Source organism: Streptomyces sp. NPDC004111 (assembly GCF_042874215.1).
Lineage (GTDB): Bacteria > Actinomycetota > Actinomycetes > Streptomycetales > Streptomycetaceae > Streptomyces.
This window is the reverse complement of record NZ_JBIAMU010000001.1, coordinates 588,867-614,782: the sequence shown is the minus strand read 5'-3', so window position 1 is coordinate 614,782 and position 25,916 is coordinate 588,867. Positions and strand designations below refer to the sequence as shown.

24 protein-coding genes and 1 pseudogene are annotated in these 25,916 nt (G+C 73.7%); 9 read left to right on the top strand and 16 right to left on the bottom strand.

The window, feature by feature from the left end:
* Positions 1–6 precede the first annotated feature (6 nt).
* The 8 genes from ACFYVL_RS02735 to ACFYVL_RS02700 form a co-directional block, all read right to left on the bottom strand.
* Positions 7–1,164 carry an agmatine/peptidylarginine deiminase gene (locus tag ACFYVL_RS02735; protein WP_389240945.1) on the bottom strand — a complete coding sequence of 386 codons (1,158 nt, stop codon included), beginning with the start codon at positions 1,162–1,164 and terminating at the stop codon, positions 7–9.
* Positions 1,165–1,995 (bottom strand): ABC transporter ATP-binding protein, encoded by an 831-nt coding sequence (locus tag ACFYVL_RS02730; RefSeq protein ID WP_389240944.1) that lies wholly within the window; start codon positions 1,993–1,995, stop codon positions 1,165–1,167. It lies immediately after the preceding gene.
* The gene (locus ACFYVL_RS02725; protein WP_389240943.1) at positions 1,988–2,995 is read right to left on the bottom strand and encodes an ABC transporter ATP-binding protein; all 1,008 of its coding nucleotides are present in this window, start codon (positions 2,993–2,995) and stop codon (positions 1,988–1,990) included. The genes ACFYVL_RS02730 and ACFYVL_RS02725 overlap by 8 nt, the downstream gene beginning before the upstream one ends.
* Positions 2,992–3,852: an ABC transporter permease gene (locus tag ACFYVL_RS02720; protein ID WP_389240942.1), complete on the bottom strand. Its 861-nt coding sequence runs from the start codon at positions 3,850–3,852 to the stop codon at positions 2,992–2,994. The genes ACFYVL_RS02725 and ACFYVL_RS02720 overlap by 4 nt, the downstream gene beginning before the upstream one ends.
* Complete coding sequence (locus tag ACFYVL_RS02715; protein ID WP_389240941.1) at positions 3,849–4,817, bottom strand: ABC transporter permease; 969 nt, start codon at positions 4,815–4,817, stop codon at positions 3,849–3,851. Before ACFYVL_RS02715 ends, ACFYVL_RS02720 begins: the two co-directional genes overlap by 4 nt.
* Positions 4,814–6,589, bottom strand: coding sequence for an ABC transporter substrate-binding protein (locus ACFYVL_RS02710; protein ID WP_389240940.1), 1,776 nt, complete (start codon positions 6,587–6,589; stop codon positions 4,814–4,816). The genes ACFYVL_RS02715 and ACFYVL_RS02710 overlap by 4 nt, the downstream gene beginning before the upstream one ends.
* A 90-nt stretch (positions 6,590–6,679) precedes the next feature.
* Positions 6,680–7,693 (bottom strand): agmatine/peptidylarginine deiminase, encoded by a 1,014-nt coding sequence (locus ACFYVL_RS02705; protein WP_389240939.1) that lies wholly within the window; start codon positions 7,691–7,693, stop codon positions 6,680–6,682.
* Between the two features lie 332 nt (positions 7,694–8,025).
* Positions 8,026–8,607, bottom strand: a complete 582-nt coding sequence (locus ACFYVL_RS02700) for a TetR/AcrR family transcriptional regulator (RefSeq protein ID WP_389240938.1) — start codon at positions 8,605–8,607, stop codon at positions 8,026–8,028.
* Between the two features lie 192 nt (positions 8,608–8,799).
* Between ACFYVL_RS02700 and ACFYVL_RS02695 the strand changes: the two genes are divergently transcribed.
* The 3 genes from ACFYVL_RS02695 to ACFYVL_RS02685 all read left to right on the top strand — a co-directional run bounded on the left by ACFYVL_RS02695 (position 8,800) and on the right by ACFYVL_RS02685 (position 11,771).
* Positions 8,800–9,456: a TetR/AcrR family transcriptional regulator gene (locus tag ACFYVL_RS02695; RefSeq protein WP_389240937.1), complete on the top strand. Its 657-nt coding sequence runs from the start codon at positions 8,800–8,802 to the stop codon at positions 9,454–9,456.
* 219 nt (positions 9,457–9,675) lie between these two features.
* Positions 9,676–10,839 carry an agmatine/peptidylarginine deiminase gene (locus tag ACFYVL_RS02690; RefSeq protein ID WP_389240936.1) on the top strand — a complete coding sequence of 388 codons (1,164 nt, stop codon included), beginning with the start codon at positions 9,676–9,678 and terminating at the stop codon, positions 10,837–10,839.
* A 2-nt stretch (positions 10,840–10,841) separates the two neighbouring features.
* Positions 10,842–11,771 (top strand): DUF4436 domain-containing protein, encoded by a 930-nt coding sequence (locus ACFYVL_RS02685; protein ID WP_389240935.1) that lies wholly within the window; start codon positions 10,842–10,844, stop codon positions 11,769–11,771.
* Positions 11,772–11,874: 103 nt separating this feature from the next.
* On the opposite strand, the gene ACFYVL_RS02680 is transcribed toward ACFYVL_RS02685, so the two are convergent.
* Positions 11,875–12,111 (bottom strand): DUF6086 family protein, encoded by a 237-nt coding sequence (locus tag ACFYVL_RS02680; protein ID WP_389241303.1) that lies wholly within the window; start codon positions 12,109–12,111, stop codon positions 11,875–11,877.
* Between the two features lie 77 nt (positions 12,112–12,188).
* On the bottom strand, positions 12,189–13,070 hold the full coding sequence (locus ACFYVL_RS02675) for an aldo/keto reductase (RefSeq protein ID WP_389240934.1): 882 nt from the start codon (positions 13,068–13,070) through the stop codon (positions 12,189–12,191).
* 436 nt (positions 13,071–13,506) lie between these two features.
* On the opposite strand from ACFYVL_RS02675, the gene ACFYVL_RS02670 reads away from it, so the two are divergent.
* Together ACFYVL_RS02670 and lysA are read left to right on the top strand one after the other, a co-directional pair.
* On the top strand, positions 13,507–13,917 hold the full coding sequence (locus tag ACFYVL_RS02670) for an SAV_915 family protein (protein ID WP_389240933.1): 411 nt from the start codon (positions 13,507–13,509) through the stop codon (positions 13,915–13,917).
* Positions 13,914–15,248, top strand: coding sequence for a diaminopimelate decarboxylase (lysA, locus tag ACFYVL_RS02665; protein WP_389240932.1), 1,335 nt, complete (start codon positions 13,914–13,916; stop codon positions 15,246–15,248). Before ACFYVL_RS02670 ends, lysA begins: the two co-directional genes overlap by 4 nt.
* Positions 15,249–15,318: 70 nt before the next feature.
* Here lysA and ACFYVL_RS02660 read toward each other — a convergent pair whose 3' ends face one another.
* From ACFYVL_RS02660 to ACFYVL_RS02640, 5 genes are all read right to left on the bottom strand, one after another.
* On the bottom strand, positions 15,319–15,747 hold the full coding sequence (locus ACFYVL_RS02660) for a DUF4259 domain-containing protein (protein ID WP_389241302.1): 429 nt from the start codon (positions 15,745–15,747) through the stop codon (positions 15,319–15,321).
* 109 nt (positions 15,748–15,856) lie between these two features.
* A complete protein-coding gene (nirB, locus tag ACFYVL_RS02655) occupies positions 15,857–18,772 on the bottom strand; it encodes a nitrite reductase large subunit NirB (protein ID WP_389240931.1) in 2,916 nt (971 codons plus the stop codon).
* Positions 18,773–19,060: 288 nt separating this feature from the next.
* Positions 19,061–19,333, bottom strand: a complete 273-nt coding sequence (locus ACFYVL_RS02650; protein WP_389240930.1) for a metal-sensitive transcriptional regulator — start codon at positions 19,331–19,333, stop codon at positions 19,061–19,063.
* Between the two features lie 113 nt (positions 19,334–19,446).
* A complete protein-coding gene (locus ACFYVL_RS02645) occupies positions 19,447–20,016 on the bottom strand; it encodes a rhodanese-like domain-containing protein (RefSeq protein WP_389240929.1) in 570 nt (189 codons plus the stop codon).
* A gap of 83 nt (positions 20,017–20,099) precedes the next feature.
* Entirely contained in the window at positions 20,100–21,791 is a 1,692-nt protein-coding gene (locus tag ACFYVL_RS02640) for an FAD-dependent oxidoreductase (protein ID WP_389240928.1), read from the bottom strand.
* 681 nt (positions 21,792–22,472) lie between these two features.
* Here ACFYVL_RS02640 and ACFYVL_RS02635 point away from each other — a divergent pair.
* The 4 genes and pseudogenes from ACFYVL_RS02635 to ACFYVL_RS02620 form a co-directional block, all read left to right on the top strand.
* Positions 22,473–22,859, top strand: a pseudogene (locus ACFYVL_RS02635) (DUF1622 domain-containing protein); the annotation flags it as partial.
* A 152-nt stretch (positions 22,860–23,011) separates the two neighbouring features.
* The gene (locus ACFYVL_RS02630) at positions 23,012–23,296 is read left to right on the top strand and encodes a hypothetical protein (protein WP_389240927.1); all 285 of its coding nucleotides are present in this window, start codon (positions 23,012–23,014) and stop codon (positions 23,294–23,296) included.
* Positions 23,297–23,404: 108 nt separating this feature from the next.
* Positions 23,405–23,983, top strand: coding sequence for a DUF1269 domain-containing protein (locus ACFYVL_RS02625; RefSeq protein ID WP_389240926.1), 579 nt, complete (start codon positions 23,405–23,407; stop codon positions 23,981–23,983).
* 97 nt (positions 23,984–24,080) lie between these two features.
* Positions 24,081–24,500, top strand: coding sequence for a PLDc N-terminal domain-containing protein (locus tag ACFYVL_RS02620; protein ID WP_389240925.1), 420 nt, complete (start codon positions 24,081–24,083; stop codon positions 24,498–24,500).
* Between the two features lie 63 nt (positions 24,501–24,563).
* Here ACFYVL_RS02620 and ACFYVL_RS02615 read toward each other — a convergent pair whose 3' ends face one another.
* Complete coding sequence (locus tag ACFYVL_RS02615) at positions 24,564–25,676, bottom strand: PhlD (RefSeq protein WP_389240924.1); 1,113 nt, start codon at positions 25,674–25,676, stop codon at positions 24,564–24,566.
* Positions 25,677–25,916: the final 240 nt, after the last annotated feature.

Genomic DNA, 25,916 nt, shown 5'->3' with positions numbered 1-25,916 from the left:
GGGCGGCTACGCCGCGGGCTGCTGCTGGGTCACGCAGTGGATGCCGCCACCGCCCGTGCCGAGCCGGTCGATGTTCAGCTGCTCGACGACCCGGCCCGGGTAGAGCCGGGCCAGCGTCGACCGGGCCGCCGCGTCGGCGGCGGAGTCCCCGAAGTGGGCGCTGATCACCGCGCCGTTGCAGACGTAGTAGTTGGCGTACGAGGCGAGGAAGTCCCGGTTGGTGGAGCGGATCTTGTTGTAGTCCGGGCCCTGGAGGCGCTGCACGTTCATCCGGTTCCCGGCGGCGGTCGTCGAGGCGGACAGGACGGCGTACTGCTGCCGGGCGTCCCGGGCGTAGGCGTCGGTGTCGGTGGCCAGCGGCATCTGGACCAGGGCCTTGCCGGGCGCGAGGAACCGGGACGTGGCGTCCACGTGGTCGTCGGTGATGTCCTGCCCGCGCACCCCGTCGAACCAGATGACCTTGGAGGCGCCGTACGCGTCGCACAGCGCCGCCGCCAGATCCTGCTCGGAGACCCCGGGGTTGCGGTTGCGGTTGACCAGACTGCTCCGGGTGGCCATCAGGGTGCCCGCACCGTCCTGCTCGACGGCCCCGCCCTCACCGACCAGGTCGGCGTAGCCGAAGGGAACCTTCGCCCAGGCGGCCACCCGCTCGGCGACCAGGGCGTCCTTGGCGTGGGCCTGCTTGTTGCCCCAGCCGTTGAAGTTCAGCCCCACCGTGTCGAGCCCGCCGGCCCCGTCGGTGCGGAAGACCGGCCCCGAGTCGCGCATCCAGCAGTCGTCGACGGGTATCGAGTCGAGCACCGTGACCGTCGTACCGCACATCGAGCGGGCCTTCGCGGCACTGGCGGAGTTCGCGCACAGCACCACCGGCTCGTACTTCGCGATCGTCCGGGCGATCAGGGCGATGTCCGCCTGGACGCCGCTCAGCTTGCCGCCCCAGATGGCGGAGCTGTCCGGCCAGGCCATCCAGGTGCGGGTGTGCCGGACGTCCTCGACGGGCACCTGGAAGGTGCCCGCGGTGCCGCGGGCCCAGCTCTGGGCGGTGGTGGCCACGGCGGCGCCCGCGGCGGTCGCTCCGGCGGCGATGAGGAATCCCCGCCTGTTCATGGTCCGCCGGTGCCTGCCCGGGTTGTTCGTGCCCGAAGCGTGCGTGTCGCGCGTCATTCATGCCTCCTGTGGGGGACTTGCCTGGACGGCCGTGAGTTCCTGGCGGGCCGCCGCGATCCGGTCCGGGTCCCAGCCCGGCCGCGGTACGGAGTCCAGGAGCAGCCGGGTGTAGGGGTGTTGCGGCGCGGCGAGCACCTCGGCGGTGCCGCCCGCCTCGACGACGCGGCCGTGGCGCATGACGAGTACCTCGTCGGTGACGCACCGGACGACGCCGAGATCGTGGGTGATGAACAGGTAGCCGATCGGGGTCTCGGCACGGATGTCGGCGAGCAGGTTGAGGATCTGCGCCTGCACCGACACGTCGAGGGCGGCGACCGCCTCGTCGAGGACGAGCACGGCCGGCTCCACCGCGAGCGCGCGGGCGATGGCCACGCGCTGGCGCTGGCCGCCGGACAGCTCCCGGGGCAGCGCACCGGCGGCCCGCGACCCCAGGCCCACCTGGTCGAGGAGTTCCCGGGTACGGGGGCCCGGGTCCCGGTCGGGGAAGTGCAGCCGCAGGGTCTCGCGCAGCGCGCGCTCCACACCGGTCCGCGGGTCGAGGGAGAGGTAGGGGTCCTGGAAGACCATCTGCACTTCACGGGCCCTGGCCAGCCGCTGCCTGCGGCCGCGTACCCGGGACGGCCGGACCGTGCCCCGGACCCGTACCTCGCCCGCGTCGGCCCGCTCCAGGCCGACCAGGATCCGGGCGGTGGTGGTCTTCCCGGAGCCGGACCCGCCGACGATGCCCAGCGAACCGCCCTCCGCCAGCGCCAGCGACACGTCGTCCACGGCCCGTACGGTCCCGAAGGTGCGGCTCAGGCCGACGGCTTCCAGCAGGGGTTCAGGCATCGGGGGCCCCGCCTTCTCGCAGGAGTGCGTCGCTGTGGTGGCAGGCGGCCAGATGGTCCGCCCGGCCGGGGTCGGGCAGCGCCACCGGCACCACCTCCACGCACTGGGGGGTGGCCAGCGGGCAGCGGGCCGCGAACGCGCAGCCCGCCAGCGGGGTGCGCGGGTCCGGCGGCTGCCCGGGGATCGCGGCGAGCCGGCCGTCCGGTGCGCCGAGCCGGGGCGTGGAGGCGAGCAGTGCCGCGGTGTACGGGTGCCGGGGACGCGCGAACAGCACCTCGGCGGGGCCCGTCTCGGCGATGCGCCCGGCGTACATGACGTACACCCGGTCGCTGATCGCCGCGGCGAGGTCCAGGTCGTGGGTGACGAACAGCAGGCCGGTGCGGAAGCTCGCGCGCAGCCGGGCGAGCAGCGCGATCACCTCGGCCTGGGTGGTGACGTCGAGCGCGGTGGTCGGTTCGTCCGCGAGCAGCAGCGCCGGGTCGCCCATCAGCGCCGCCGCGATGACGACCCGTTGGAGCATGCCGCCCGACACCTGGCCCGGGTACTTGCGCAGCACGCCCTCGTCCAGACCGACGGCCTCCAGCAGTTCGGCCGCGCGGGCGGCGGCGGCCCCGGCGGTGCCGCCGGTGGACCGGACGCCCTCGGTGAGGAAGTCCCCGATGCGGCGCAGCGGGTTGAGGGTGGCCCGCGGGTCCTGGAAGACCATGGCGACGGTGCCCGCGCGCAGGGCGCGCAGCCGCTGTGCAGACGCGGTGAGGACGTCCTGCCCCTCGACCAGGACACCGCCCTCGACGGCGGCGCCGGTCGGCAGCAGCCCCAGGGCACTGCGCGAGGTGAGGGACTTCCCGGAGCCGGACTCGCCGACCAGGGCGACCGTCTCGCCGGGGCCGACCGTCAGGTCCACCCCGTCCAGCACGGGGCGGGCGCCGCCGGGCAGCGTCAGCCGCAGGCCCCGGACGTCGAGGGCGGGGATCGGCGGCGCCGAGGTGGTCGTGTTCATCGGTCCCTCCTGGCGACGCGGTCGGCCCAGCCTTCACCGACCACGTTGAACGCGACCACGGTGAGCACGACGAGGACGCACGGCAGGATCGCGGAGAGCGGGTAGCCGTGCTGGATGGCGGTCTGGCCGTCGAAGATCATGCGGCCCCAGTCCGGGGTGAGCGGCGGCACGCCGAGCCCGAGGAAGGAGAGTCCCGCCAGGTCCATGAGGGCGTACCCGAAGTTGATGGTGGACTGGGCGAGGACGACGGGCGCGATGTTGGGCAGTACGTGGCGCAGGCAGATGTACGCCGCGGAGTGGCCCTGCACCCGGTAGGCGCTGACGTACGGCCGGGAGCGTTCGGCGAGCACCAGGGAGCGGGTGAGCCGGCTGACGTACGGCAGGTAGGCCAGGCCCAGTGCCGCGACGGGTGCCAGCAGTCCCTCCCCGTACACCGAGATCACCAGGATCGCCAGGAGCATCCCGGGGAACGCGAAGACGAGTTCGGTGGACCGGGAGAGCACCGAGTCCAGCCAGCCGCCGCGCCAGGCGGCGGTGGCGCCGACGGCCACGCCCACCAGGGTGGAGAACACGACGACGCCGAGCGGGCCCAGCAGCGAGGTGCGGGCGCCGACCAGGAGCCGCGAGAGGGTGTCGCGGCCCGCGGTGTCGGCACCGAGCGGGTGGTCGGCGGACGGTCCGGCGAGCGAGTCGCCGAGGTTGACCGCGTTGGGGTCGTGGGGCGCGAGGAGCGGCGCGCAGAGCGCCGCGAGGACGACGGCCCCGACGAGGACCAGACAGGCCAGGCGCAGTGGCGAACGGCCGGCGGCGGTGCCGAGCTTCGCCAGACCGGGGCGCCGGGTGAGGACGGCGGTCATGCGGCGGCCCCTCTCGTACCGAGGACGATCCGGGGGTCGACCAGGGGCAGCAGCAGGTCCACGACCAGGTTCACGGCCATGAACAGCGCCACGACGATCAGTGAGACGGCCTGCACGGTCGGGAAGTCCTTCGTGGTGGTGGACAGTTCGAGGAGCTGGCCGATGCCGCCGATGCTGAACGCCGTCTCCACGAGGACCGTGCAGACCAGCAGGGTGGCGACGATCAGGCCCGTGGTGGTGAGCACGGTGCCCAGCGAGTTGCGCAGCACATGACGGCGGATCACCAGGCGTTCGGGGACGCCCCGGCTGCGGGCCACGGTGACGTGTTCGCTGTCGAGCGCTTCGAGCATGGCCGTGCGGGTGACCCGGGCGAGCATGCCGACCAGGTAGAGCGCGAGGGCGGTCGCGGGCAGCGTCAGGTGCCACACCATGTCGAGGAAGCCCTCGCCCGCGCCGCTGCTGGGGAACCAGCCCAGTTCGATGGCGAAGAGTCCTTGCAGCAGTACGGCGGCGACGAAGGACGGGGTGCCGACGGCGAGGGCGGTGGTGACCAGGACGGCGGAGTCGGTCCTCCCGCCCCGTACGGCGGCGACGCGGCCGAGCAGCAGCCCGAGCACACCGACCACGACGAGCGCCATGGCGATCAGCAGCAGGGTGGTGGGCAGCCGGTCGGCGAGCAGTTCGGAGACGTCGGTGCGGTAGGTGAGCGAGCGGCCGAAGTCGCCCTGTACGACATCGCCCAGCCAGCGCAGGTAGCGCACCGCGAACGGGTCGTCGAGGTGGTACTTGGCGGTGACGGCGGCGAGCGCCTCGGGCGAGGCCGAGCGGCCGGAGAGCAGGAAGCTCGCCGGGCTGCCGGGCGCCAGGTACATCGCGCCGAACACGACGAACGAGGCGACGAGGAGGGTGGCCGCCATCTCGGCGATCCGCCGCACGGTGAATCTCAGGAAGGCGACGGGGTTCACGGCGCTGACCCCCGGTCCGCACCACCGGCACCACCCGCACCACGGGTACTGCTGCCACCACCGGCACCGGAGGTGTCCGCGGCGCCGACGTCGGCGGCCCACGGGTAGTACATGTACGAGATGGTGGTGGGCGCCCCGGTGATCCTCTTGTTGAGGAAGAGCGCGGTGGGCCACTCCGCGACCGGGATCCACGGTAGCTGCGTGGCGGCGTGCCGCTGGAGCTCGCTCTCGACGCGCAGCCGGCGGTCCTTGTCGTAGACGCCGGTGGCCTGTTCGACGAGGGCGTCGTACCGCTTGTCGCTGTACCCGCCGAGGTTGAGGTACGCGCCGGTCCTGAAGTTGGTCAGCAGGTCGAGCGGGTCGGTGATCGAGTCGTAGTAGGTGAGCGGGAAGGCGTCGATGCCCACGCGGGCCTCCGGGTCGGTGAACAGCGCGGTGAAGGCGTTGGGCGCGACGGACTTCAGCTTGATGTCGAGTCCGATCTCGCTGCCGGCCGCCTGTACGGCGGTGGCGAGCAGCGAGACGTCCTGGCCGATGGAACTGGTGGCGACGGTCAGCGAACTGCCGCTCGCGCCCGCCTCCTTGACCAGTGCTTTCGCCTTGGCGATGTCCCTGGTCGTCGGCGGCAGCCCGGCGAAGGCCGCCCCGCGCACCTCGGGCGAGGCGCCCGCCCAGGCGGCGCGGCTGGTCAGGGAGCTGGTGGGGGAGCCGGCCCCGCCCAGGCCGGCCCGTACGAAGCCGGGCCGGTCCAGTGCGAGGGAGAGCGCCCGGCGCACCCTCACGTCGCCGAGCGGGCCCTTCATGTCGGTGATGCCGAGGTTGACCGTGCTGAGTCCCTCGCCGAAGCGCAGGGTGCCGACGCCACTGTTCCTGAGCCGTTCGTAGCTCTCGGTCGGGATGAGGTAGCCGCCGTCGGCCTCGCCGCTGAGCAGGGCGTTGGTCCGGGACGAGGCGTCGGTGAGGAAGCGGAAGACGACCCGGCCGGCCTTGGCGCGGGTGCCCCAGTAGCCGTCGAAGCGCCGCAGTTCGAGGGACTGCCCCTTCTGCCAGGAGCCGAGGGTGAACGGCCCGGTGCAGGCGAGGCTGCCCGAGGTGCCGTAGTCGGCGCCCGCCTCCCGCACCCCGGCGCGGGAGGCGACGACGCCCGCCGCGGTCGCCATGTACTGCGGGAACTGCGAGTCGGGCTTCTTCAGCCGGACGGTGACCTGGAGGGGACCGGTCCGGGTGACCGAGTCGACGTTCTCGAAGTTCTGCGCCCAGGCCGCGGCGTTCTTCGGGTCGCGCTGACGGCCGAGGCTGAAGACGACGTCGTCCGCCGTCATGGTCCGCCCGTCGTGGAACCGCACCCCGGACCGCAGGTCGTACACCCAGGTCTTCGGGTCGGGGTTGCTCGCCCGGCGGGCCAGCCCCGGTTCGAGGGTGAGTCCGGGCGTCCAGCGCATCAGGCTCTCGCAGACGTTGGACAGGATGGTGTTCTGCGGGTAGTCGAACGCCACCGTGTAGTCCAGCGTCGGCGGCTCCGCGTAGACGGCCCAGGTGAAGGAGTCGATCTCCCCCTTGGGCCGCGGCGTACCGGCCGAGAGCGCGAACGAGGGGTCCGTGCCGTCGGCCGCGCCGCGGGGCGGTCCGGCACAGGCCGTGAGTACGGCGAGTACGGCGACCGAACCGACGGCCGCGCGTGCGGCCCTGCGGGAGCGGTGCCCCCGGGTCCGGGGCGGGCCGGGAGCGCGGGGCGGTCCCGAGGCCCGGGGCGGGGGAGGTGCGGTGCTCATCGTCGCGCTCTCTTCCGGTACGGCGGTGACGGGTGTGCTGGTACGACGGGTGGGGCGGCGGGCGGGCCGGCGGGCCCCTGGCGGGAGCGGCTACGCGCCGGGGCGGGCCGCCGGGATCTGCTGGGTGATGCAGTGGACACCGCCGCCGCCGTACGCGATCACCGGCGCCGGTACGCCGACGACCTCGCGGTCCGGGTGGGCGGCGGCGAGCACCTTCAGGGCGGCCTCGTCCTGGGGCACCCCGGCGACCGGGACGACGAGTCCGCCGTTGGCGAGGTAGTAGTTCAGGTACGACACCTCGACGCGGGCGCCCGCGACCTCGGCGAAGGCGGTCTGGGGGACGTCGACGATCTCCAGGGCGCGGCCCCGGGCGTCGGTGGAGACCTCCAGCACGGCGCGGTTGGCGCGCATCCGCGCGTGGTCGGGGTGCGCGGGGTCGTCGGGCAGGGACACGACGACCTTGCCGGGCGCGGCGAAGGCGCACACCCCGTCGACGTGCCCGTCGGTCTCGGTGTCGAGCAGCCCGCCGTACGGCAGCCAGATCACCTTCTCCACGCCGAGCCGCGCCTTCAGCTCGGCCTCGATCCGCTCCCGGTCCAGGTCCGGGTTGCGGTTGGGGTGCAGGAGGCACTGCTCGGTGGTGATGAGGGTGCCTTCGCCGTCGACGGTGATCGCCCCGCCCTCCAGGATCATGTCGGAGGCGATGCGCTCGATGCCGAGGTGGTCCAGGAGCAGGGCGCTGATCCGGTCGTCGGAGTCGTACGGGTGGTGCTTGCGGCCCCAGGCGTTGAAGCGGAAGTCCACTCCGGCGCGGCGTCCTTCGCCGTCCCGGACGAACAGCGGGGCCGAGTCGCGGAACCAGGAGTCGTCCAGCGGCAGTTCGACGACAGTGATGCCGGCGCCGCAGTGGGCACGGGCGTCGTCGCCGGAGCCGGGCGGGGCGACCATGGTGACCGGTTCGAAGCGGGCGACGGCGCGGGCGACGTCGGCGTACTCCTTCTGCACGGCGTCCAGGACGCCGTCCCACAGGTCCGTGCGGGTGGGCCAGGCCATCAGGCAGCCCTCGTGCTCGGCCCACTCGGCGGGCATACGGAAACCGGTCATCGGAGGCACTCATTTCGTTCGGCGGGAGACGGGAGGAGGTCATGTCCCCAACTGAAAATTCAGTCAAGATTCAGCATGTTGAAGGCCCGCGAGGGCGACACATGCGGGGGGACTGGCCTGGTGCGGCGCGTGACGACTCGTGCTGGCTCGGTACGGCGCGTGACCTGGTTGCGGCGGGGCGGGGAGCCCTGCGGTGAGCACAGAGTGGCACTGACTGAAAATTCGGTCAAGACCTTGAGCAGGGAGGAATCATGGCTGCGCGGCCGTGGAGCCGTCCGTGCCCGGACCCGCGCCGAGGTGCGGCGGACCCGGGGCGGAGCGCGGTGCGGCGGCTACCGCTGCCGCAGTCCGGTCAGCTCCACCTCGACGGCCTCCCGCAGGAGCGTGCGCGCGTGGTCCAACGTGAGGCCGCCGCTCAGCATCCGCATGCTCAGCCCTTCGAGCAGGGCCGTGAGCCGCTCGGCGGCGGAGGCGAGCCGGGCCGCCGGCGCCATCGGGTGGACCTGGCCGAGCAGCGCCGCCACCTCCTGGACCCACACCAGCGTCGCCCGCGCGAGGTCCTCGCGCAGTACGGGGTCGAAGACGGCGCTGGCCCGCAGTTCGCCCCAGGCGATGCTGTTCTCCCGAACCTCCGGGACGTCCTGGAGCTCCAGGAGCAGCACCTGGTCCAGTTCCTCGCGCGCGTCCAGCGGCTCGCCGTCCGCGGTCTCCACGGTGGTGTACCGCTCGGCGCGGTCGTTGATGAACTCCAGCGTGTGCCGCAGGATCCCGGTGCGGTCCTTGAAGTGGTAGTAGATCAGGCCGGTGGAGACTCCCGCCTCCTCGGCCAGTTCCTCCACGCGGAGGCCGCGGACCCCGCGCCGGGCGATCACCCGCGCGGCCGCTTCCAGGATCTGAGTACTGCGAGACGCCATGTCGCGAACCCTATCCGGATCACCGGGCGCGCCACGCGCCGGTTCGCCGAGCACGGCGCCCCCCGTCCGCGCCACCGCCGGAACGACGGGAACGGGCCGCGCCCGCGAATCCATTGACAGAAGTTTCAGTCAGTACAGGATACTGGCACGCAGTCGATGCGCGGCCGTACGGGGCCGCGCGAAGGAGCACAGGTGAAGGACCGGAAGACGGTGATCCTCGAAGCCGCCGCCCGGGTGATCGCGTGCCGCGGGGTGCGGGGGTTGCGGGTGGAGGAAGTGGCGGCCGAGGCGCGGGTCTCCAAGGCGCTCGTCTACTACCACTTCAAGGACCGGGCCGGACTGCTGCGCCGCACGCTGCGCTTCGTCGGCGACCGGGCGGAGCGGTACACCCGCGGCGGCGGGCCGGGCGACGCGGCTCCCCGCGGGCCGGGGCCCGGTGACCTTGCCCCGGGGGCGCGCGTTCCCGGCGATCCGCTGCGGGAGCTGGAGCGCAGACTGCTGCTGGAGTTCCAGGACCTCCCCGAGGTGCGGGAGAACAGCACGGCCTGGGGCGAGCTGCGGGCCAGCGCCGTCTTCGAGCCGGAGCTGCGCGAGGAACTGGCGCGGGCCGGGCGTGAATGGGTCCGGGAGATCGCGGACCTGCTGGGCCCGGTCGGCCCTGCGGTCCCGGACGCGGCCCTGGTCTCCGCCGCCGAGCGGCTCACCGTGCTCGTGGAGGGGCTGAGCACCCGGTGGCTGGTCGGGCTGCTGCCGGCCGGCCACGCCGCCGAGCTGCTGCGGGGCGCCGTCGCCGCGGAGGCGGAGGGGCTGCGCCGGGCCGCCGTGCGCACCGCCTGCCCGGCCGCCTGAACAGGCGCAACGGCACGGCGGCCGAGGCTCCCACAATTTGACTGAAAATTCAGTCAGTGCCACAGTGGCGTCACGGCCACCCCACTCACGCCGCCGCGCGGCCTCCTCCGAGGCCGCCAACCGCGTGAAGCCCACGCCGGTGATCCCCGTGCCGCGCCGCGTCGTCGAGATCCGTCCGCCGCCGCCGGGTAGTTTCACCAGCTCACGAACGGAGACACCGTGTCCCTCCTGCCTTTCTCCCGCCGCACCGCCCTGCGCGCCTTCGCCGGTATCGGCGGCGCGCTCGCCCTCGGGGCCACCGCCGCCTGCAACGGCGACGAACCCGCACCGGGCGACTCGACCGCGGCCGCCGGGCGCTCCCCGGCCCCGGACGACCGCCGGTTCGGCGCCGAGTGGGAGAGCCACACCCGTACGTACATGTCCTGGCCCGCCCTCGCCTCCGTCTGGGAGGACGACCTGCCCTACGTGCGCGAGGACATCGCGCGGATCGCGCGCGCCGTCGGGGAGTTCGAGGCGGTGGTGATGATGGCCCGCCCGGACCAGGTCAAGGCCGCCCAGCGGGCCTGCGGTTCGCAGGTCGAGGTCATCCCGCTCGCCGTCGACGACCTGTGGGCCCGCGACACCGTCCCCGTCTTCGTCGAGGACGACGGGAACGTGGTCGGTGTCGACTTCAACTTCAACGGCTGGGGCAACAAGCAGGAGCACACCAACGACGGCCGGGTGGGCCGCAAGCTCCTCGCCAAGTACGGCATCCCCCGCGAGCAGGCGCCGCTCGTCGCCGAGGGCGGCTCCTTCGAGACCGACGGCGAGGGCACCCTCCTCATCACCGAGAGCTCGATCGTCAACGACAACCGCAACCGCGGGAAGACCCGGGACGAGATCGAGGACGAGCTGCTGGAGACCCTCGGTCTGCAGAAGGTGGTCTGGCTCGCGGGCGTGCGCGGCCAGGACATCACCGACGCGCACGTGGACAGCCTCGTACGGTTCACCGCCCCCGGCGTCGTCCTGCTCGACCAGGCGTTCCCCGGCTCGCCCCCGGACTCCTGGTCCCGCTCGGCCGACCAGGCCCGTTCGGTGCTGAGCAAGGCGACCGACGCGCGCGGCCGGCGCTTCGAGATCGTCGACCTGCCGCAGCCCGACCTGGACCGGATCACCGGCGAGGGCGACGACTTCGTCTCCACCTACGCCAACTTCTACATCGCCAACGGCGCCGTCTTCATGCCCCAGTTCGGCGACCGCAAGGCCGACGCACGGGCCAAGGGCATCCTCCAGGACCACTTCCCGAAGCGGGAGATCGTACCGGTGAAGATCGACACCATTGCCTCCGGCGGTGGCGGAATCCACTGCTCCACGCACGACCAGCCCGGAAAGCCCGCGGCCTGACCGTGACCGGCGAACCCCGCACCCGGCCGGCCCACCGAACCGTCCTGCACGTCGCGCTCGTGCTCCTGGCCGTGGCGGCGGCCGTCCTGGCCGGGCTCTGGCTCCAGTACGGCGAACGCCAGGACCTGGACACCCGCTACACGGCGGGCGGCGCCGCCGCCGACCGGATCGACATCGACGCCACCGTCCAGCGCGTCGACGCGACCGGCCGGGAGCTGGTGCTGCGGGTCCTGGTCACCCCGCGCGGCGCGCTCGCCGAGGCGGGCGGACTCTCCCCGGCCGAGGACCTCACGCTGCAGACCTCGCCGTCGGTCCGCGGCGACCTGTCCTTCCGTGCCCACAGCCGGATCGCCTCCGTCGACGTGCCGGTCGCGCTGAGCGGCGGCTCGATCACGGACTACCCCTTCGACAGCTACGAGACGGACCTGGAGTTCGCCGCGGTCCAGGGCGGCGAGAGCGTGCCCGTCCGGATGACGCTGACCAACCGGGACGCGCTGTTCTCGTTCGGCGCGGACGCGACGGAGTCCCGCGGTGCCGCCGTGTTCTCGGCGGAGGTGGCCCGCTCCGGCGGCGCCCTCGTCTTCGCGGTGTTCATGATGGCGGCGATGTGGGCGCTGGCCGTCGCCGTACTGCTGGGCGGCTGGTTCCTGGTACGCCGCCGCAGGGGCCTGACCTGGCCGGCGCTGGGCTGGATGGCGGCCACGCTGTTCGCCCTGGCCGCGTTCCGCAACACCGCGCCGGGCGCGCCGCCGATCGGCAGCCTGCTCGACTACCTCGCGTTCTTCTGGGCGGAGACGCTGATCGCGTTCTGCCTGACCGTGGTGGTCGTCAGCGCGGTCAGGGCGGAGGGCCCACCGGTCCCGGAAACGGCGGTTCCGGAACCGCCGGCCACGGGACCGCCGGCCCCGGGAGCGTCGGTTTCCGTTCCGTAAGGCCCGGCAAAGGGCCCGCGGCGATGGATGGCCGGGTCCTGCTGGGCCTCGCCGACCGGGTGCCCTGCGGTCCTACGGGCCGGTCCGCCGGGGTGCCGCCGTCTCAGCCGGGCATCCGGCGCTGCACATCGCGGGCCCGCGTGTCCGGCGCGGCGACGGCGGCCGATCCGGACCCGTCCGTTGCCATGTCGGGGCCCGTTCCCGCGCGCCGGGCGAGTGCCGCCGCGGTGGCCGCGAGCCCCTCCCGGAGGGTTGGGAACACGGCGTTCCGCGTGTGGCGGTGCCGGGCGACCAGGTCGCGTACGCACTCCTCGTGCACCGCCGGGCGCACCTCAGGGATGTCCGGGGCGTCCCCGTGCCGCCCGGTGCCGGACGACGGATTCCACAGCGTCGTGTCCGCCGCGTCGACCTACACGCTCACGGCTGTTCCTGCCGGGCTTCCTCGCCCGCCGCCCCGGTGCGCGGGGGCGCGGCCAGCAGGTCGAGCCGGTCGCGGAGGGGTGCGGGCAGGTGGAGGTCCGCCGCGGCGAGGTTCTCCTCCAGGTGGGCGGTCCGGGAGGTGCCCGGGATGGGGAGGACCACCGGGGAGCGGCCGAGCAGCCAGGCGAGCGCCACCTGGGTGGGGGAGGCGTCGAGTTCGGTCGCCACGGCGGCCACCTCCGCCCGTGCCCCCGAGTCCCCCCAGGCCACCGGCCGCCACGGCAGGAATCCGATCCCGGCCGCCTCGCACGCCTCAAGCACCGGCTCGTGCTCGCGGTCGAGCAGGTTGTAGCGGTTCTGCACGGTCGCGATGTCGACGATCGCCCGTGCCTCGTCGAGTTCGCCGACGGTCACCTCGGACAGTCCGATCCGGCCGATCTTGCCCTCGTCGCGCAGCTCCCGCAGGGTGCCGATCTGGTCGGCCAGCGGTGTCTCCGGGTCGATGCGGTGCAGCTGGAGCAGTTCGAGCCGCTCGACGCGCAGCCGGCGCAGGGCGCTTTCCACCTGGTCGCGCAGTACGGCCGGCCGTCCGTCGAGCTGCCACTCCCGGTCGGGGCCGGACTGGGCGACGCCGACCTTGGTGGTGACGAGCAGACCGGCCGGGTACGGGTGCAGCGCCTCGACCAGAAGCTCCTCGTTGGCCCCGCCGCCGTACAGGAACGCGGTGTCGATCAGGTTGACGCCGAGCTCGACGGCTCGCCGCGCGACCGCGAGCGAGGTCGTCCGGGCCGGGCCCGGCTCCGTCGTCAGGTGCATGGCCCCGAATCCGAGCCGCCGTACTTCCAGATCCCCGCCGATGCGAAACACCGTCGCCGTCATGTGCCCTTCCCTCCCGGTCAAGTGGCAAAGCTAGCAGGGGGGTTGGGGTGCGGGGGGTGTTTGGGGGCGGTGGGGTGCGGCCGTCGGGGAAGTGGTTCCCCGGCGGGTTCAGGGCGGCTCCCCGGTGGCTCCCCGGCGGGGCCGCCGTCCAGGGCCGTCGGTGACCGGGCCCGGTCGCGGTCCGGGGCCGTCGGTGTCCGGGGCCGGTCGCGGTCCGGGGCCGTCGGTGTCCGGGGCCGGTCGCGGTCCGGGGTCTGCCGGTGACCGGCCCCGGACGTCGTCAAGGGCCCGTCAGCGACCGGCCGCTCGCCGTCAGCATCGCGTCACGAGGAGCCGATCCCTCCGCTCCGGGGCATAGCGTCGTCCGTACGCCCCGGTCCTCTGGTGACGACCGGGGCCCACCTGCCCGTTTCGAGGATTCTCCAGGGGGAGTCCCATGCACGATCCGTTGTACGGCGAAGACCCGGAGCCCGCCGAACGCGTCCCGGCCGGACCGCTCTACGTACCCGTCCGGCCGGGACCCTCGGGGTGTGCGGCCCGCATGTTCCGCACGGCGCTCGGTGAGCGCACCGCCGTCGCCTTCACCGGCGAGGCCCGGCTGACGGCGACGCTCGGCGCCGCCCAGCCGTGGATCAGGCTGGGCGAGCCCGCGCTGCGGGCACTGGTCGAACCGCTGGGCGTCACCACGCTCACCCTCGACCCGTCGCTCTCGGCCCCGGCCACCGCCGCCCGGCCCGCCCGCTGCGCCACACCCGCCGGATGTGCCGCTCCTGCCGCCGGGCCCGCCGTCGCCGTCGGACCCTGCCCCCCGTCACAGCCCCTGCGAAGGGACGTGCGTACGTCATGACCACCACACCCGTCACACCCGTCCCGGCCGCCCGTGACGACCTGTCCGTCTGGCCCGCGTCCGCCACCCGCCGGCCGCACGGCGGGCTCGCCGTCGGCGGCGTGGACCTGGCCGAGATCGCCGAACGGTTCGAGACGCCCGCCTACGTCCTGGACGAGGCGGAGGTGCGCGACCGCTGCCGCACCTACCGCACCGCGTTCCCCGACGCCGAAGTGCTGTACGCGGCCAAGGCGTTCCTCTCGCGGGCCATGGTCCGCTGGATCGAGGAGGAGGGGCTTGGCCTGGACGTGTGCTCCGCGGGCGAACTCGAACTCGCGGTCACCGCGGGCTTCCCCGTCGAGAAGATCCTGCTGCACGGCAACGCCAAGTCGCCGCACGACATCGAGGCCGCGCTCCGGCTCGGCGTCGGCCGCATCGTCATCGACAGCCCCTCCGAGATCGCCCGGCTCGCCGCGGCGGTCGGCCCGCGCGGACACCAGAAGGTGATGGTGCGGATCGTGCCCGGTGTCGCCGCGGGCGGCCACGACAAGATCCGCACCGGCACCGACGACCAGAAGTTCGGCCTGTCCCTCAACGACGGCCACGCCGAGCACGCCATCGCCCGGATACTCGACCAGCCCCAGCTCGAACTGGTCGGTCTGCACTGCCACTTGGGATCGCAGGTGACCGAGGTCGAGCCGTACCTCACCGCCGTGCGCCGGATGGTCGCGCTGATGGCGCACGTCCGCGACAGCCACGGGGTGGTCCTCCCGGAGCTGGACATGGGCGGCGGGCACGGCATCGCCTACCGGCCCGGCGAACCCGCCATGGACCTCACCGCGCTGGCCCGCCGGATGCGCGGTGAACTCGACAGGAGCTGCGCCGTGGCCCGGCTGCCCGTGCCCCGGCTGCTGATCGAACCCGGGCGCGCCGTCGCCGGACCGGCCGGGGTGGCGCTCTACCGGGTGCTCGCCGTCAAGCGCACCGGCGACACGCTGTTCGTCGCGGTGGACGGCGGCATGAGCGACAACCCCAGACCCGCGCTGTACGGGGTCCGGTACGCACCCCGGCTGGCGGGCCGCCACTCCACCGCGGAGCTGTGCCCGGCGACCGTGGTCGGACGGCACTGCGAGGCGGGCGACGTCCTGGCCACGGACGTCGAGCTGCCCGCCGACGTCCACCCGGGCGACCTCCTCGCCGTACCGGTGGCAGGCGCCTACCAGCTGTCCATGGCCTCCGGCTACAACCTGGTGGGCCGCCCGCCGGTGGTCGCCGTCGACTCCGGGCGCGCCCGCCTGCTGGTGCGGCGCGAGTCCCTGGACGACTACCGGCGGCGCGACGTCGGGCTCTGAGCGGCCCGGCGCGTACGAGGAACCGGTGCGGCGCACCGTCGCCCGGCCGCCGGGCGCCCGCGCTCCGTCGTCAGCCCCGGCCGACCGGTTCGCCCGCCGGCCGGGGCGCGAGCGCCGTGCGGAGCTGCTCCAGCCGCTCCTTCCACGGGCCGCCTTCGTCCGACTCGTCCCACAGCTCGACGAGTTCGGAGGGTTCGCTCAGCACGCGGTCGAGCGCCGCCAGGGCGAGCGGACGCAGATCACCGAGCGCGGGGAGCGCCTCCCGCGGCCCGTAGTGGGGGTCGGCGGGCGCACCGCCGGGGCACTGCGCGGCGACCAGAGCGGCGGCGGCGAGCGCCTCCTGGGCCTCGTCCGCATCCAGATGGCCGGTGCTGCCTGCCGCACCGGCGAGCGCCTCCCGGACGATGCCGTGGCGGGCGTCCGCGGCGGCGTCGTCGAGGCCGCCGCACCAGTCGGCGGCGGTGTCGTTGTCGAAGGGGCCGATGTCCCAGCTGCCCATGTGTCTCTCCGGTTCGTACCAGTCGTGCCAGTCGTGGTCGTGTCCGGAAAGGGTGACAGGCACCACTGACAATGGCCGCCGACGCCCGCGCGCCCCCCTGCGCCCGCCCTCAGGAGCGGTCGCCGGGGCGCGCGTCCAGGGGGACGACCGGCAGCATCCTGCGGCCGACGTGGAACTCCCGGCCCGTACGCAGCTCGTAGACCTGCTTGTACATCGGGGAGGTCACCACGGGCACCCCGTCCTTGTCGCCGACGATCCCGTTCGCCATCACCCGCGCACCGGACACCGGGTCGGTGTTGTCCATCGAGTACACCTGCCCGTCCCGGGTCTTGAACACGGCGGTCTCCCGGCCGTCCGGAAGCACCACGGCCCGGCCGCGGCCCGGCTCCAGCAGTTCCCCGACGGACTCGGCGTCGAGGTCCGCCGCACCGGGCCCGGACGCCCCGAAGTCCACGGTGGCGAACCTGGCGAGCGCTGCGGGGTCGTCCAGTACCGCCTGCCACTCGTCGCAGTAGGCGTCCACGTGCCGCTGCATCTGGGCCTCCAGCTCGGCACAGATGCCCAGCGAGTCCTCGACCAGTACCTCCCGCAGGTGCGCCGCCCCGCCGTCCAGCCGGTCGATCCAGGTCGCCGTGCGGTGCAGGCGCTCCCCGGTGCGGACGTAGTACATCAGGAACCGGTCGAGCAGCCTGACCAGTTCCGCGGGCGAGAGCCCCTTGGCGAGCAGGTCCGCCCGGCGCGGGCGGGAGCCGCCGTTGCCGCCGACGTACAGGTTCCAGCCGGTCGCGGTGGCGATGACGCCGATGTCCTTGGCGCGGGCCTCGGCGCACTCGCGCAGACAGCCGGACACCCCGCCCTTGATCTTGTGCGGGGCACGCAACCCCCGGTAGCGGAGCTCCAGTTCGGTGGCGAGATCCATCGTCTCGCCCTGCCCGAACCGGCAGAACCGGGCCCCCACGCACGCCTTCACCGTGCGCAGCGAGCGTCCGTAGGCGTGCCCCGACTCGAAGCCCGCGGCCACCAGGCGCTGCCAGATCCGCGGCAGCTGCTCGGCCCGCGCGCCGAGGAGGTTGATCCGCTGCCCGCCGGTGATCTTCACGAAGAGGCCGAAGTCCTCGGCCACCTGCCCCAGGACGACCAGCTTGTCCGCGCCGAGGACACCGGCGGGAATGCGCGGCACCACCGAGTACGTACCGTCGCGCTGGAGGTTGGCCAGGAACAGGTCGTTGGAGTCCTGCAGCGTGGCCTGCTCGCCGTCGAGGATGTGCGAGAGCCCCAACTCCGGTGCCAGCGTGGCCAGTACGCCGGCGACCACCGGCTTGCACACGGCGCAGCCCTCGCCGCGTCCGTACCGCCCGATCAGTTCGCCGAAGGTACGGATCCGCTCGTCCCGGACCAGGGCGTAGATCTGCGGCCGGGACAGTGCGAAGTGCTCGCACAACGGGCGCGGTCCCGCGTCCGGACGCGCTCGGGGCGCCTCGCCCCGCAACGCCGATTCCAGTACCGATTCCAACGTGGCGGCGCACCCGCCGCAGCTCGATCCAGCCCTGGTGTGCCGCTCGATCCCGTCGAGAGTGGTCAGCCCGTGCTGGACGACAGCGGTCTTGACCTGGCCCGCGGTCACGTGGTGGCAACTGCACACCACCGCGTCGTCGGGCGGGTTCCAGCTGGTCACCGGACGTTCGACGGAGGCGGGCGCGAGGTAGTCGGCGGGCCGGGCGGGCAGCACCCTGCCGACGTACGGCTGGAGACCCGCGTACGCCGAGGTGTCGCCGACCAGCACCCCGCCCAGCAGCACGCCCTCGGCGCCGGTCACGAGCTTGCCGTACACACCCGTAAGCGCGTCGGAGTGCACCGTCGTCACCGCGCCGTCCAGGGCGAAGGGGTCGCCGAGGGAGGCCACGTCGACCCCCAGCACCTGGAGCCTGGGGGAGACGGCGCTCGGGTCGAACGGCCTGGGCGCGGGCGGCCCGGCGTTCGCCGGCGCGGAGCCCGGGGGCTCGGCCCGTACCGACTCCGCGAGTACCGCCGCGGCCGTCTCGGCCATCCGGTACGACGGGGCCAGCATCCCGTACGTGGACCCGTCGGCGAGTGCCGCGCACTCGCCGACCGCGTACACCGAGGGCGCCGAGGCCCGGCAGTGGCCGTCGACCGCGACACCGCCGCGCTTCCCGACCGCCAGTCCCGCCGCGCGGGCCAGCGTGTCCCGCGGCCGGATCCCGGCCGCGATCACCACCAGGTCGGCGGGGACGCGCCGCCCGTCGGCCAGTTCGACCGCGCACACCCGGCCCGTCGCGTCCACCGCGATCCGCTCGGCGCCGACCCCGGTGTGCACCCGCACACCCGTACCGGGCGACTCAAGAACGGCGCGCAGTGCCTGCGCGCCGCCGTCGTCGAGGTGCGCGGGCAGCAGCCGGGGCGCGGACTCCACGACCCGGGCGGACAGGCCGAGCGAACGCAGCGCACCCGCCGCCTCCAGCCCGAGCAGCCCACCGCCGATCACCACCCCACCGGGCCCGTCCCGCCCCTCTTCACGCCGGGCCGGGGCCTGCGCGTGGACACTCCGCGCGTAGCCACGTATCGCGTCGGCGTCGCCGAGCGTCCGGTAGGTGAAGCAGCCCTCGGCGTCGCTGCCCGGGAGCGGCGGCACGAGGGGGGTGGAGCCGGTGGCCAGGACCAGGGCGTCGTACCGCAGGGCACGGCCCCGCGAGGTGTGCACGGTGCGCGCGGCGGTGTCGATGCGGTCCGCCGCTTCCCCCAGCAGGAGCCGCACCCCGTACCGGTCGAAGAACCCGGGTGCGCCCAGCCGCAGTTGCTCGGGCGGGGTGCCGGTGAACAACGAGGAGAGGTTGACCCGGTCGTACGCGGGCACGGCCTCCTCGGCGAGTACGGTCACCCGCCAGCCGCGCGGTGCTCCGGGCCCGCCGTCCGCCAGCGCGCCGCGCTCGGCCAGCATCTCCAGCAGGTGCTGGCCCGCCATGCCGTGGCCGACGAGCAGCAGCTCACCGTGGGGGGTGGAAGTCATCCGTGCCTCGCCTCATCACGCCGTACGGGGCGGTGAAGCACCGGCCCACAGGCCGACGATAGGACCGCCCGGACGTGCGGCGGGCTGGCAAAGGTCCCGCGCTACGGGGACCAACTGCCCCGGCTGCCTCGCTACGACTCCCTCCGGGCGAAGAACTCGTTGCCGTCTGGCCGTCGCCCGGCCCCTCGGCCCTCTCCGGCCGAGGACCCCGGACCGGAACCGGGCCGGGAGGCGCGGTCCAGGGGCGCCGCGAGGCACGCGCGTTCGGGTCCGGACCGGCTGTGGGGGTCAGGCCAGGCTGAGGAAGAGCTTCTCCAGCTCGGCCTCGGTGAGCGGCGGGCGTTCGCCGTCGGTCGCGGCGAGGCACTCGCGCATCCCACTGGCGATGATCTTGAATCCGGCCCGGTCCAGGGCCCGGGAGACCGCGGCGAGCTGAGTCACCACGTCCTTGCAGTCCCGCCCCGCCTCGATCATCGCGATGACGCCGGTGAGTTGGCCCTGGGCGCGGCGCAGCCGGTTCAGGACGGCGGCCATCGTCTCTTCGTTGTTCTGGGCGGCCATGACGGCGGCTCCTGTTCTCGTCGTCGTGGGAGGGGACGCGGTGGGTGGGAAGTGCGGGGTCGGACGTGGTCCGCAGGGCACGCGGCCCGGGACCACGTCCAGTGTGCGGGGTGTCAGGCACGCAGTGCGGCGCGGGTGGCGTCCAGGTTCTGCGGGCGGGGGCGGTTGTGCGGCAGTTTGGCCAGGGCGGCGGCCATGCCGCAACTGCCGCTGACGCCCGAGTAGACGAGCCCGGCGGCGATCCCGGCGGACAGCAGCCGGGCGCGGGGCATCCGTCCGCCCAGGGTGAGGCCGGTCAGTACCAGGGCGCCCGCGGTGAAGCGGACCTGGCGGTCCATGGCCCACACACCGCGCCGCGCGGGACGCTCGGAGCGCTCGACGGGCAGACCGGCCGCCTGCCACGCGGCGGTGCCGCCCTCCAGGGCGCCCGCCGCGACGCCCGCCCTGTCGAGCTGCTCGCAGGCGGTCCTGGAACGGACCCCGGAGGCGCAGACCACGGCCAGCCCGCGCCGCTCGGCGGCCTCGCGCAGTTCGGGCAGCAGGTGCGCCACGGAGTCGAGGGGGACGTTGACGGCGCCGGGGACGTGGCCCTGGGCGTACTCGTCGGCGGAGCGGACATCGACGACAAGAGCGCCGTCGGCGATCCGGGACTCCAACTGGGCGGGGTCGAGCGGGGCGTTCATACGAGGTGCACTTCTCTTTCGTGAGCGTGATGGTGATCGAGCGGGTGGCGGGTGGTGGGTGCGCTCGGGCGGGTCGGGGCAGGTCAGGCGGCGCGGGGCGCGGCTTCGACGGGGGTACGGGGTTGTACGGGCCCGGCGGCGTGCGGCCGGGCGTCCGCCGTGGCGGCCCAGGTCGCGTAGCCCCCGTCGAGGTTGGCGACCGGCCGGCCGGTGAGCTGGGTGAGGAGCCGGGCGGCGGTGTGCCCGCGCAGTCCCACCTGGCAGTGCACGACGAGCGGCCGGCCGGCGGGGACCTCTGCGATCCGAGCGCGCAGTTCGTCGACGGGGATGTTCAGCGCGCCGGGGATCGCGCCCCGGGCGTGCTCGTCCCTGCCCCGTACGTCGATCAGGGCGGCACCGTCGGCGACCAGCCCCGCCACCTCGTGCCACTGCACGGAGACGCTGATGCCGGTGGCGAGGTTCTCGGCGATCGTTCCGGCCATGTTCACCGGATCCTTGGCCGAGCCGTACGGAGGGGCGTAGGCCAGTTCCAGGTCGGCCAGGTCCGCCGCGCTCAGCCCGCCCGCCATCGCCGTGGCGATCACGTCGATGCGCTTGTCCACACCGGCGGCACCGACCGCCTGGGCACCCAGGATGCGCAGGTCGGTGGGGTCGAAGAGGAGCTTGAGTGCGATCGGTGACGCGCCCGGGTAGTAGCTGGCGTGCGAGCCCGGGTGCAGGTGTACGGCCTGGTAGGGGCGTCCGGCGCCGCGCAGCCGCTTCTCGTTCCACCCGGTCGCTGCGGCGGTGCGCCCGAAGACCTTGACGACGGCGGTGCCGGCCGCTTCGCGCGCCCTGACCGGGCGGCCCGCGAGGGCGTCGGCGACCAGGCGGCCGTGCCGGTTGGCGAGGTTGGCCAACGGGATCAGCGTGGGCTCGCCGGACAGCGCGTCCCGCTTCTCCGCCGCGTCGCCGACCGCGTACACGTATGGGTCGCTGGTGCGCTGCCGGTCGTCGACGGCGATGCCGCCGCGCACTCCGAGCACCAGTCCGGCGTCGGAGGCGAGACGGGTGTCCGGGCGTACGCCGATGGCCATGAGGACGAGGTCGGCGGGCAGCGTACGGCCGTCGGCCAGTGTGACGTCGTCCGTACCGACGGCGGCCAGTTCGGCGCCGAGTTCGATCCGTACGCCATGGGCCCGCAGCTCGTCGGCGACCGGGGCGGCCATCTCCGGGTCCAGCGGCGGCAGCACCTGGTCGGCCAGTTCGACCAGCGTCACCGCGAGGCCGCGCTCGCGCAGGTTCTCGGCGGCCTCCACGCCGATGAAACCGCCCCCGACCACCACCGCCGTCCGGGCACCTGCGTCCAGATCGGCGGCGACCCGGTCCACGTCGGTGACGTCGCGCAGCGTACGGGCCCGGGAGACTCCGGGCAGCTCGGGCACGAAGGGCCGGGCGCCGGGGCTGAGGACGAGCCGGTCGTACGTCTCGTCGTACTCCCGTCCGCCGTCCAGGTCGCGGACCCGGACGGTGCGCGCCGCCCGGTCGATCGCCACGACCTCGCTGCGCACCCGCACGTCCAGCTCGAACCGGGCCCGCAGCGCCTCCGGCGTCTGCACGAGGAGCCGGTCGCGCTCCTCGATGACCCCGCCGAGGTAGTAGGGCAGCCCGCAGTTCGCGTAGCTCACGTGGGCGCCGCGTTCAAGGACGACGATCTCCGCGTCGTCCTTGAGGCGGCGCAGCCGGGTGGCCGCCGACATTCCGCCGGCCACACCTCCCACGATGACGACCTTCATGACTCCTCCTGGAATACCACTGCTGCCAATTTACCCCCAGGGGTATTGAAGCATACGGGTGGGGGTATGGCGGAATGCGGCGGAGGCACACGGGAAGGGGACGGCCGGAGTGCTGTGAGGGAGCTGCGGGGCTCTCGGAGGGGAGAGCGGGCCGGGTCGGCGAGCCCTCACGGTGACTGCATCTGCTGGGTGGTCGTGGCCCGTGCCGGGCAGACACCGGGGGCGGTTCGCGCCGGGTGCGCCGCGTCGGCGGACGGCCGTGGTGCGGGAGTCGGCCGGAGCGGCGGAGCGTCCGTCCCGGCCCCGACGGGCTCCAATCTCCGGGCAGGAGACGACAGATCACTAACGGCACGCCGACTCCTGCCGTCGGCCGCCGACAGTCCGCCGGCACGAGATCACCCGCGGTGGCCCGGGGTACGGGCGACCGACGCCACCGGGCGTGGCCGGGGGGACGCGACGCCTTCACCGCGGGATGCCCTGGCCGGGAAATCCGCCTCCGCCGCGCCGCGCCGCACCTCGACCCGGAGGATCCGCGTCCACCGCCGCGCCTCGACCCGGAGGATCCGCCTCCATCGCGCCGCGCCCCGGCGGCCTCGCCGCGTTGCCGGAAATCGTCCCCCGGGGCGGCAACCCGGTGCGCGAGGCGCGTCGCCCACCGTGCCCGGGGGTATCGGCGACCGCATGACCCTGTTGGCGTTGGCGGAAGTTCTGCCCGAGTCGACCCTGCACGAAGTGATCGGGCTGCTGGTCCGGCTGGTCGAGTGCGCGGGCGCGGTGATCATCTTCGTCGGTGCGGTGTGGGCGTTCGCGCAGTTCCTGCGGGCGGGTGCACGCGGGCGCGGCAAGGTGGCGGAGTTCAACCGGATCCGGCTGAACCTGGGGCGGTACCTCGTCCTCGGCCTGGAGTTCCAGCTCGCCGGTGACGTGCTGCGCACGGCGGTCGCACCGAGTTTCGTCGAGATCGGCCAGCTGGCGGCCATCGCGGCCATCCGGACCGCGCTGAACTACTTCCTCGGACGCGAGATCGCCCAGGAACGGGCCGAGATCGAACGCGGCGAGACGGCACCCCCGCACGGCCCCCACGGCACCCACGGCACTCATGGCCCCCACGGCACGGACAGCCCGCCCGGCACCCACGCCCCGCGAAGCCCGGACAGCCCGGACAGCCCGCCCGGCACCGACGGCCCCCGGGGCGACCACGGCACCGAGGGACTGCCCGGATGAGTACCTGGCCGCAGACGGCGGCCGTACTGGTCGCCGTACTCGGCGCCGTCGCCGCGGCGGCGGCCTGGCGCCTGACCCGCACCGTGCGCCGGGCCCTGGCCGTACTGCTGGACTTCCTCACCGCCGCCGCCCTGCTCCGGCTGGCCGGGCAGCCCTCCTGGTACGCCGTCGCCCTGGCAGCCGCGGTGGTCGCGCTGCGCGGGATTCTCGGCCCGGCCCTCGCCGGGCCTGACCGGGGTGCCCGAGGCAGAGCCGACTCCTGCGGACGGGCGGGCCGTTGACGGTCGTACCGTCCGAGGGCCCTGCCCCACTCACCCCCTGCGGGGGATGCCGTCCGGTCCGGCACGTCGCTCAATGACGGTAACTCCCAGAGGCAGAAGGAGGCCGCAATGACGACCGAGACCGGCCCCATCCAGATGCTGACCATCGCGTTCGGACCGGAGACGAAGTTCGAGGGGCGGATCGTCGAGGAGCTGGAAGAGCTCATGGTCACGGGCCAGATCCTCGTGCTGGACCTGCTGGTCGTGCACAAGCAGACCGATGGCGACCTCGTCTCCGTCGGCTACCAGATGGAAGGCATGGGCGAGACGGTCAGCGCATTGCTCGGACTGAGCCCGGGAAGCCTGCGGGACGTGGAAGCGGCGGTCCCGTCACTGGCCCCGGGACGTGCCTTCGGCCTCGACGCCGACGACGTCCGGGAGATCGCCGACGCACTGGAGCCGGGCACCACGACCGGTTTCCTGCTGCTCGAACACCGCTGGGCGCGGAAGCTGCGCCGCGCGATCCGCGAACAGGGCGGTGTGCCCGTGGCCGAGGGGTTCCTCACCGAGGAAGTACTCGCGCCCGTCGCCGCCGAACTGCTCGCCATCGCCGCGGAGCGCGACGCGGAACTGGCGGAGAAGTCGGTGAAGGAGACCGAGAGGTCGGCCAAGCAGACCAAGAGGTCGGCGAAGGACACCGACCGCTGAGGCGGCCGTGCGCGGCGCAGCCACCGCGTTCCCGCGCACGCCGCAGGCCCACCCGGCCGCGCCGTTCCGGCCGAACGGCGCGAGGAAGGAGAGGATTGTGAGCGATTCCGTCACCCTCGCGTACGACTATCCGCTGCTCGGCGTCTTCTGGACCACGTTCTGGCTGTTCATGTGGGTCCTGTGGTTCTTCCTGCTGTTCCGCATCATCAGCGACCTCTTCCGCGACCACGAGCTGAACGGATGGGTCAAGGCGGCCTGGATCCTCTTCGTGGTGCTGCTGCCCTTCCTCGGCGTTTTCGTGTACGTCCTCGTCCGCGGCCGCAGCATGGGCCGGCGCGAAATGGGCGCGGCGCAGGCGCAGCAGGAGGCGTTCGACGACTACGTACGGCGGACCGCGGCGAGCGAGACGCCCCAAGCCAGCCAGGCCGACGAGCTGACGAAACTGTCCCGGCTCCGGGAGCACGGCGACATCTCCGAGGAGGAGTACCAGCGGGCCAAGAGCAACGTCCTGTCCTGAACGCGGGGGCGGCAACGGCCGCGGGCGCCGCGGGCCGGGCCGCCCCGGCCCGCGGCGCCGTTCTCACCGGCCGGCCGCCGCCTTCGTCCACGTGCCGCGCAGAGCCGCGGTGGAGAAGCCGGGACCGAACGCGGTCAGCACCCCGGGGGAGTTGTCCGCGGGCGGTGCGTCGTGGGTGCGGCGCAGGACGTCGAGCACCGCGATCCCGCCGAGGTTGCCGTTCTCCGCGAGGGACGTGCGCGAGTGATGGGTGTCCTGGTGGCCGAGGCCCAGCCCGTCGGCCACGTCCGTGATGATGCGGGGACTGCCCGGGTGGATGACCGCCCAGTCCAGTACCTCGGGGGCGCCCAGCCAGTCCCGCAGGTGCGGCAGCACGTCCCCGGCGGCCCGGACCGCCGCCTTCGTGCTCCTGAAGTGGAGGCCGGTGTGCTCCAGCCGCCCGTAGTAGCGGTCGGTGGACTCCGGGAGGGTGTGCTCCCAGCTGTCCTCGATGCGCAGCCCGGTCCCGAGCGGCCGGTCGGTGACCAGGACCGCACCGGCCGAATCCCCGAACAGCGCCCGGTAGATGATCGCCTCGATCGAGGTGTCGTGCGGGTTGGCGCAGACGCTGGATATCGCCTCGGTGACGACGACCAGAACGGTGCTGCCGGGGTGCGCGGCGACCAGGTCGGCCGCCCGGATCAACGACTGGGCGCCGCCGACGCAGGCCAGGGTCGTCATCGCGAGGTGACGCACGTCCGGGCGCAGGCCCAGCGCGTTCGCGAGGCGTACGTCCATGTGGGGCAGGCCCCAGCTGGTGGTGTGGCTGGTGATGACGGCGTCGACGTCCCACGGGTCGACGCGGTGCTCGGCGAGGACGGTACGGGACGCCCGTTCCGCCATGGCGAGGGCGTCCTCGAAGGCGGTACGGGTGCGCTCGGAGACGGTGGCCGAAGCGCTGAGGCTGGGGTGGTCCAGGGGGCGGGTGAAGTGCCGGGCGTCCACCCCGCAGTTCGCGACGACCCGCAGGAACGCGCCGAGGCGGGGGTGGTCGGCGAACTGGAGGCGGAGGTCGTCGAGGATCTCCTCGGTGGTGATGCGATGGTCGGCCAGGACGACGGCGGGACGGGTGACGTAGGCGCCGGACATGTACTGCTCCCACTTGTGGAAGGGGCGGATGACATGCGGGGGTGGCACAAACCTACGTGAAGGAACGAGGCCAACTGGCTTATGAATGTGGCGAGTTGACCACAAAATCATACGGAGTCCGCACGTCCGGGCGGAAGGGGCGAGTCCGGGGCGGGGGGCGGTGTGCCAGGGCTCGATGGGGTGCCCGTTCCGGGCTCGCGTCCCGGCCGCGAGCGTGCACCAGGGGCGCGGGCCGGACGCCCCTGCCGGGGCCGCGCGGCCGGGACGGGCACCCGGAACGGGCGCTTG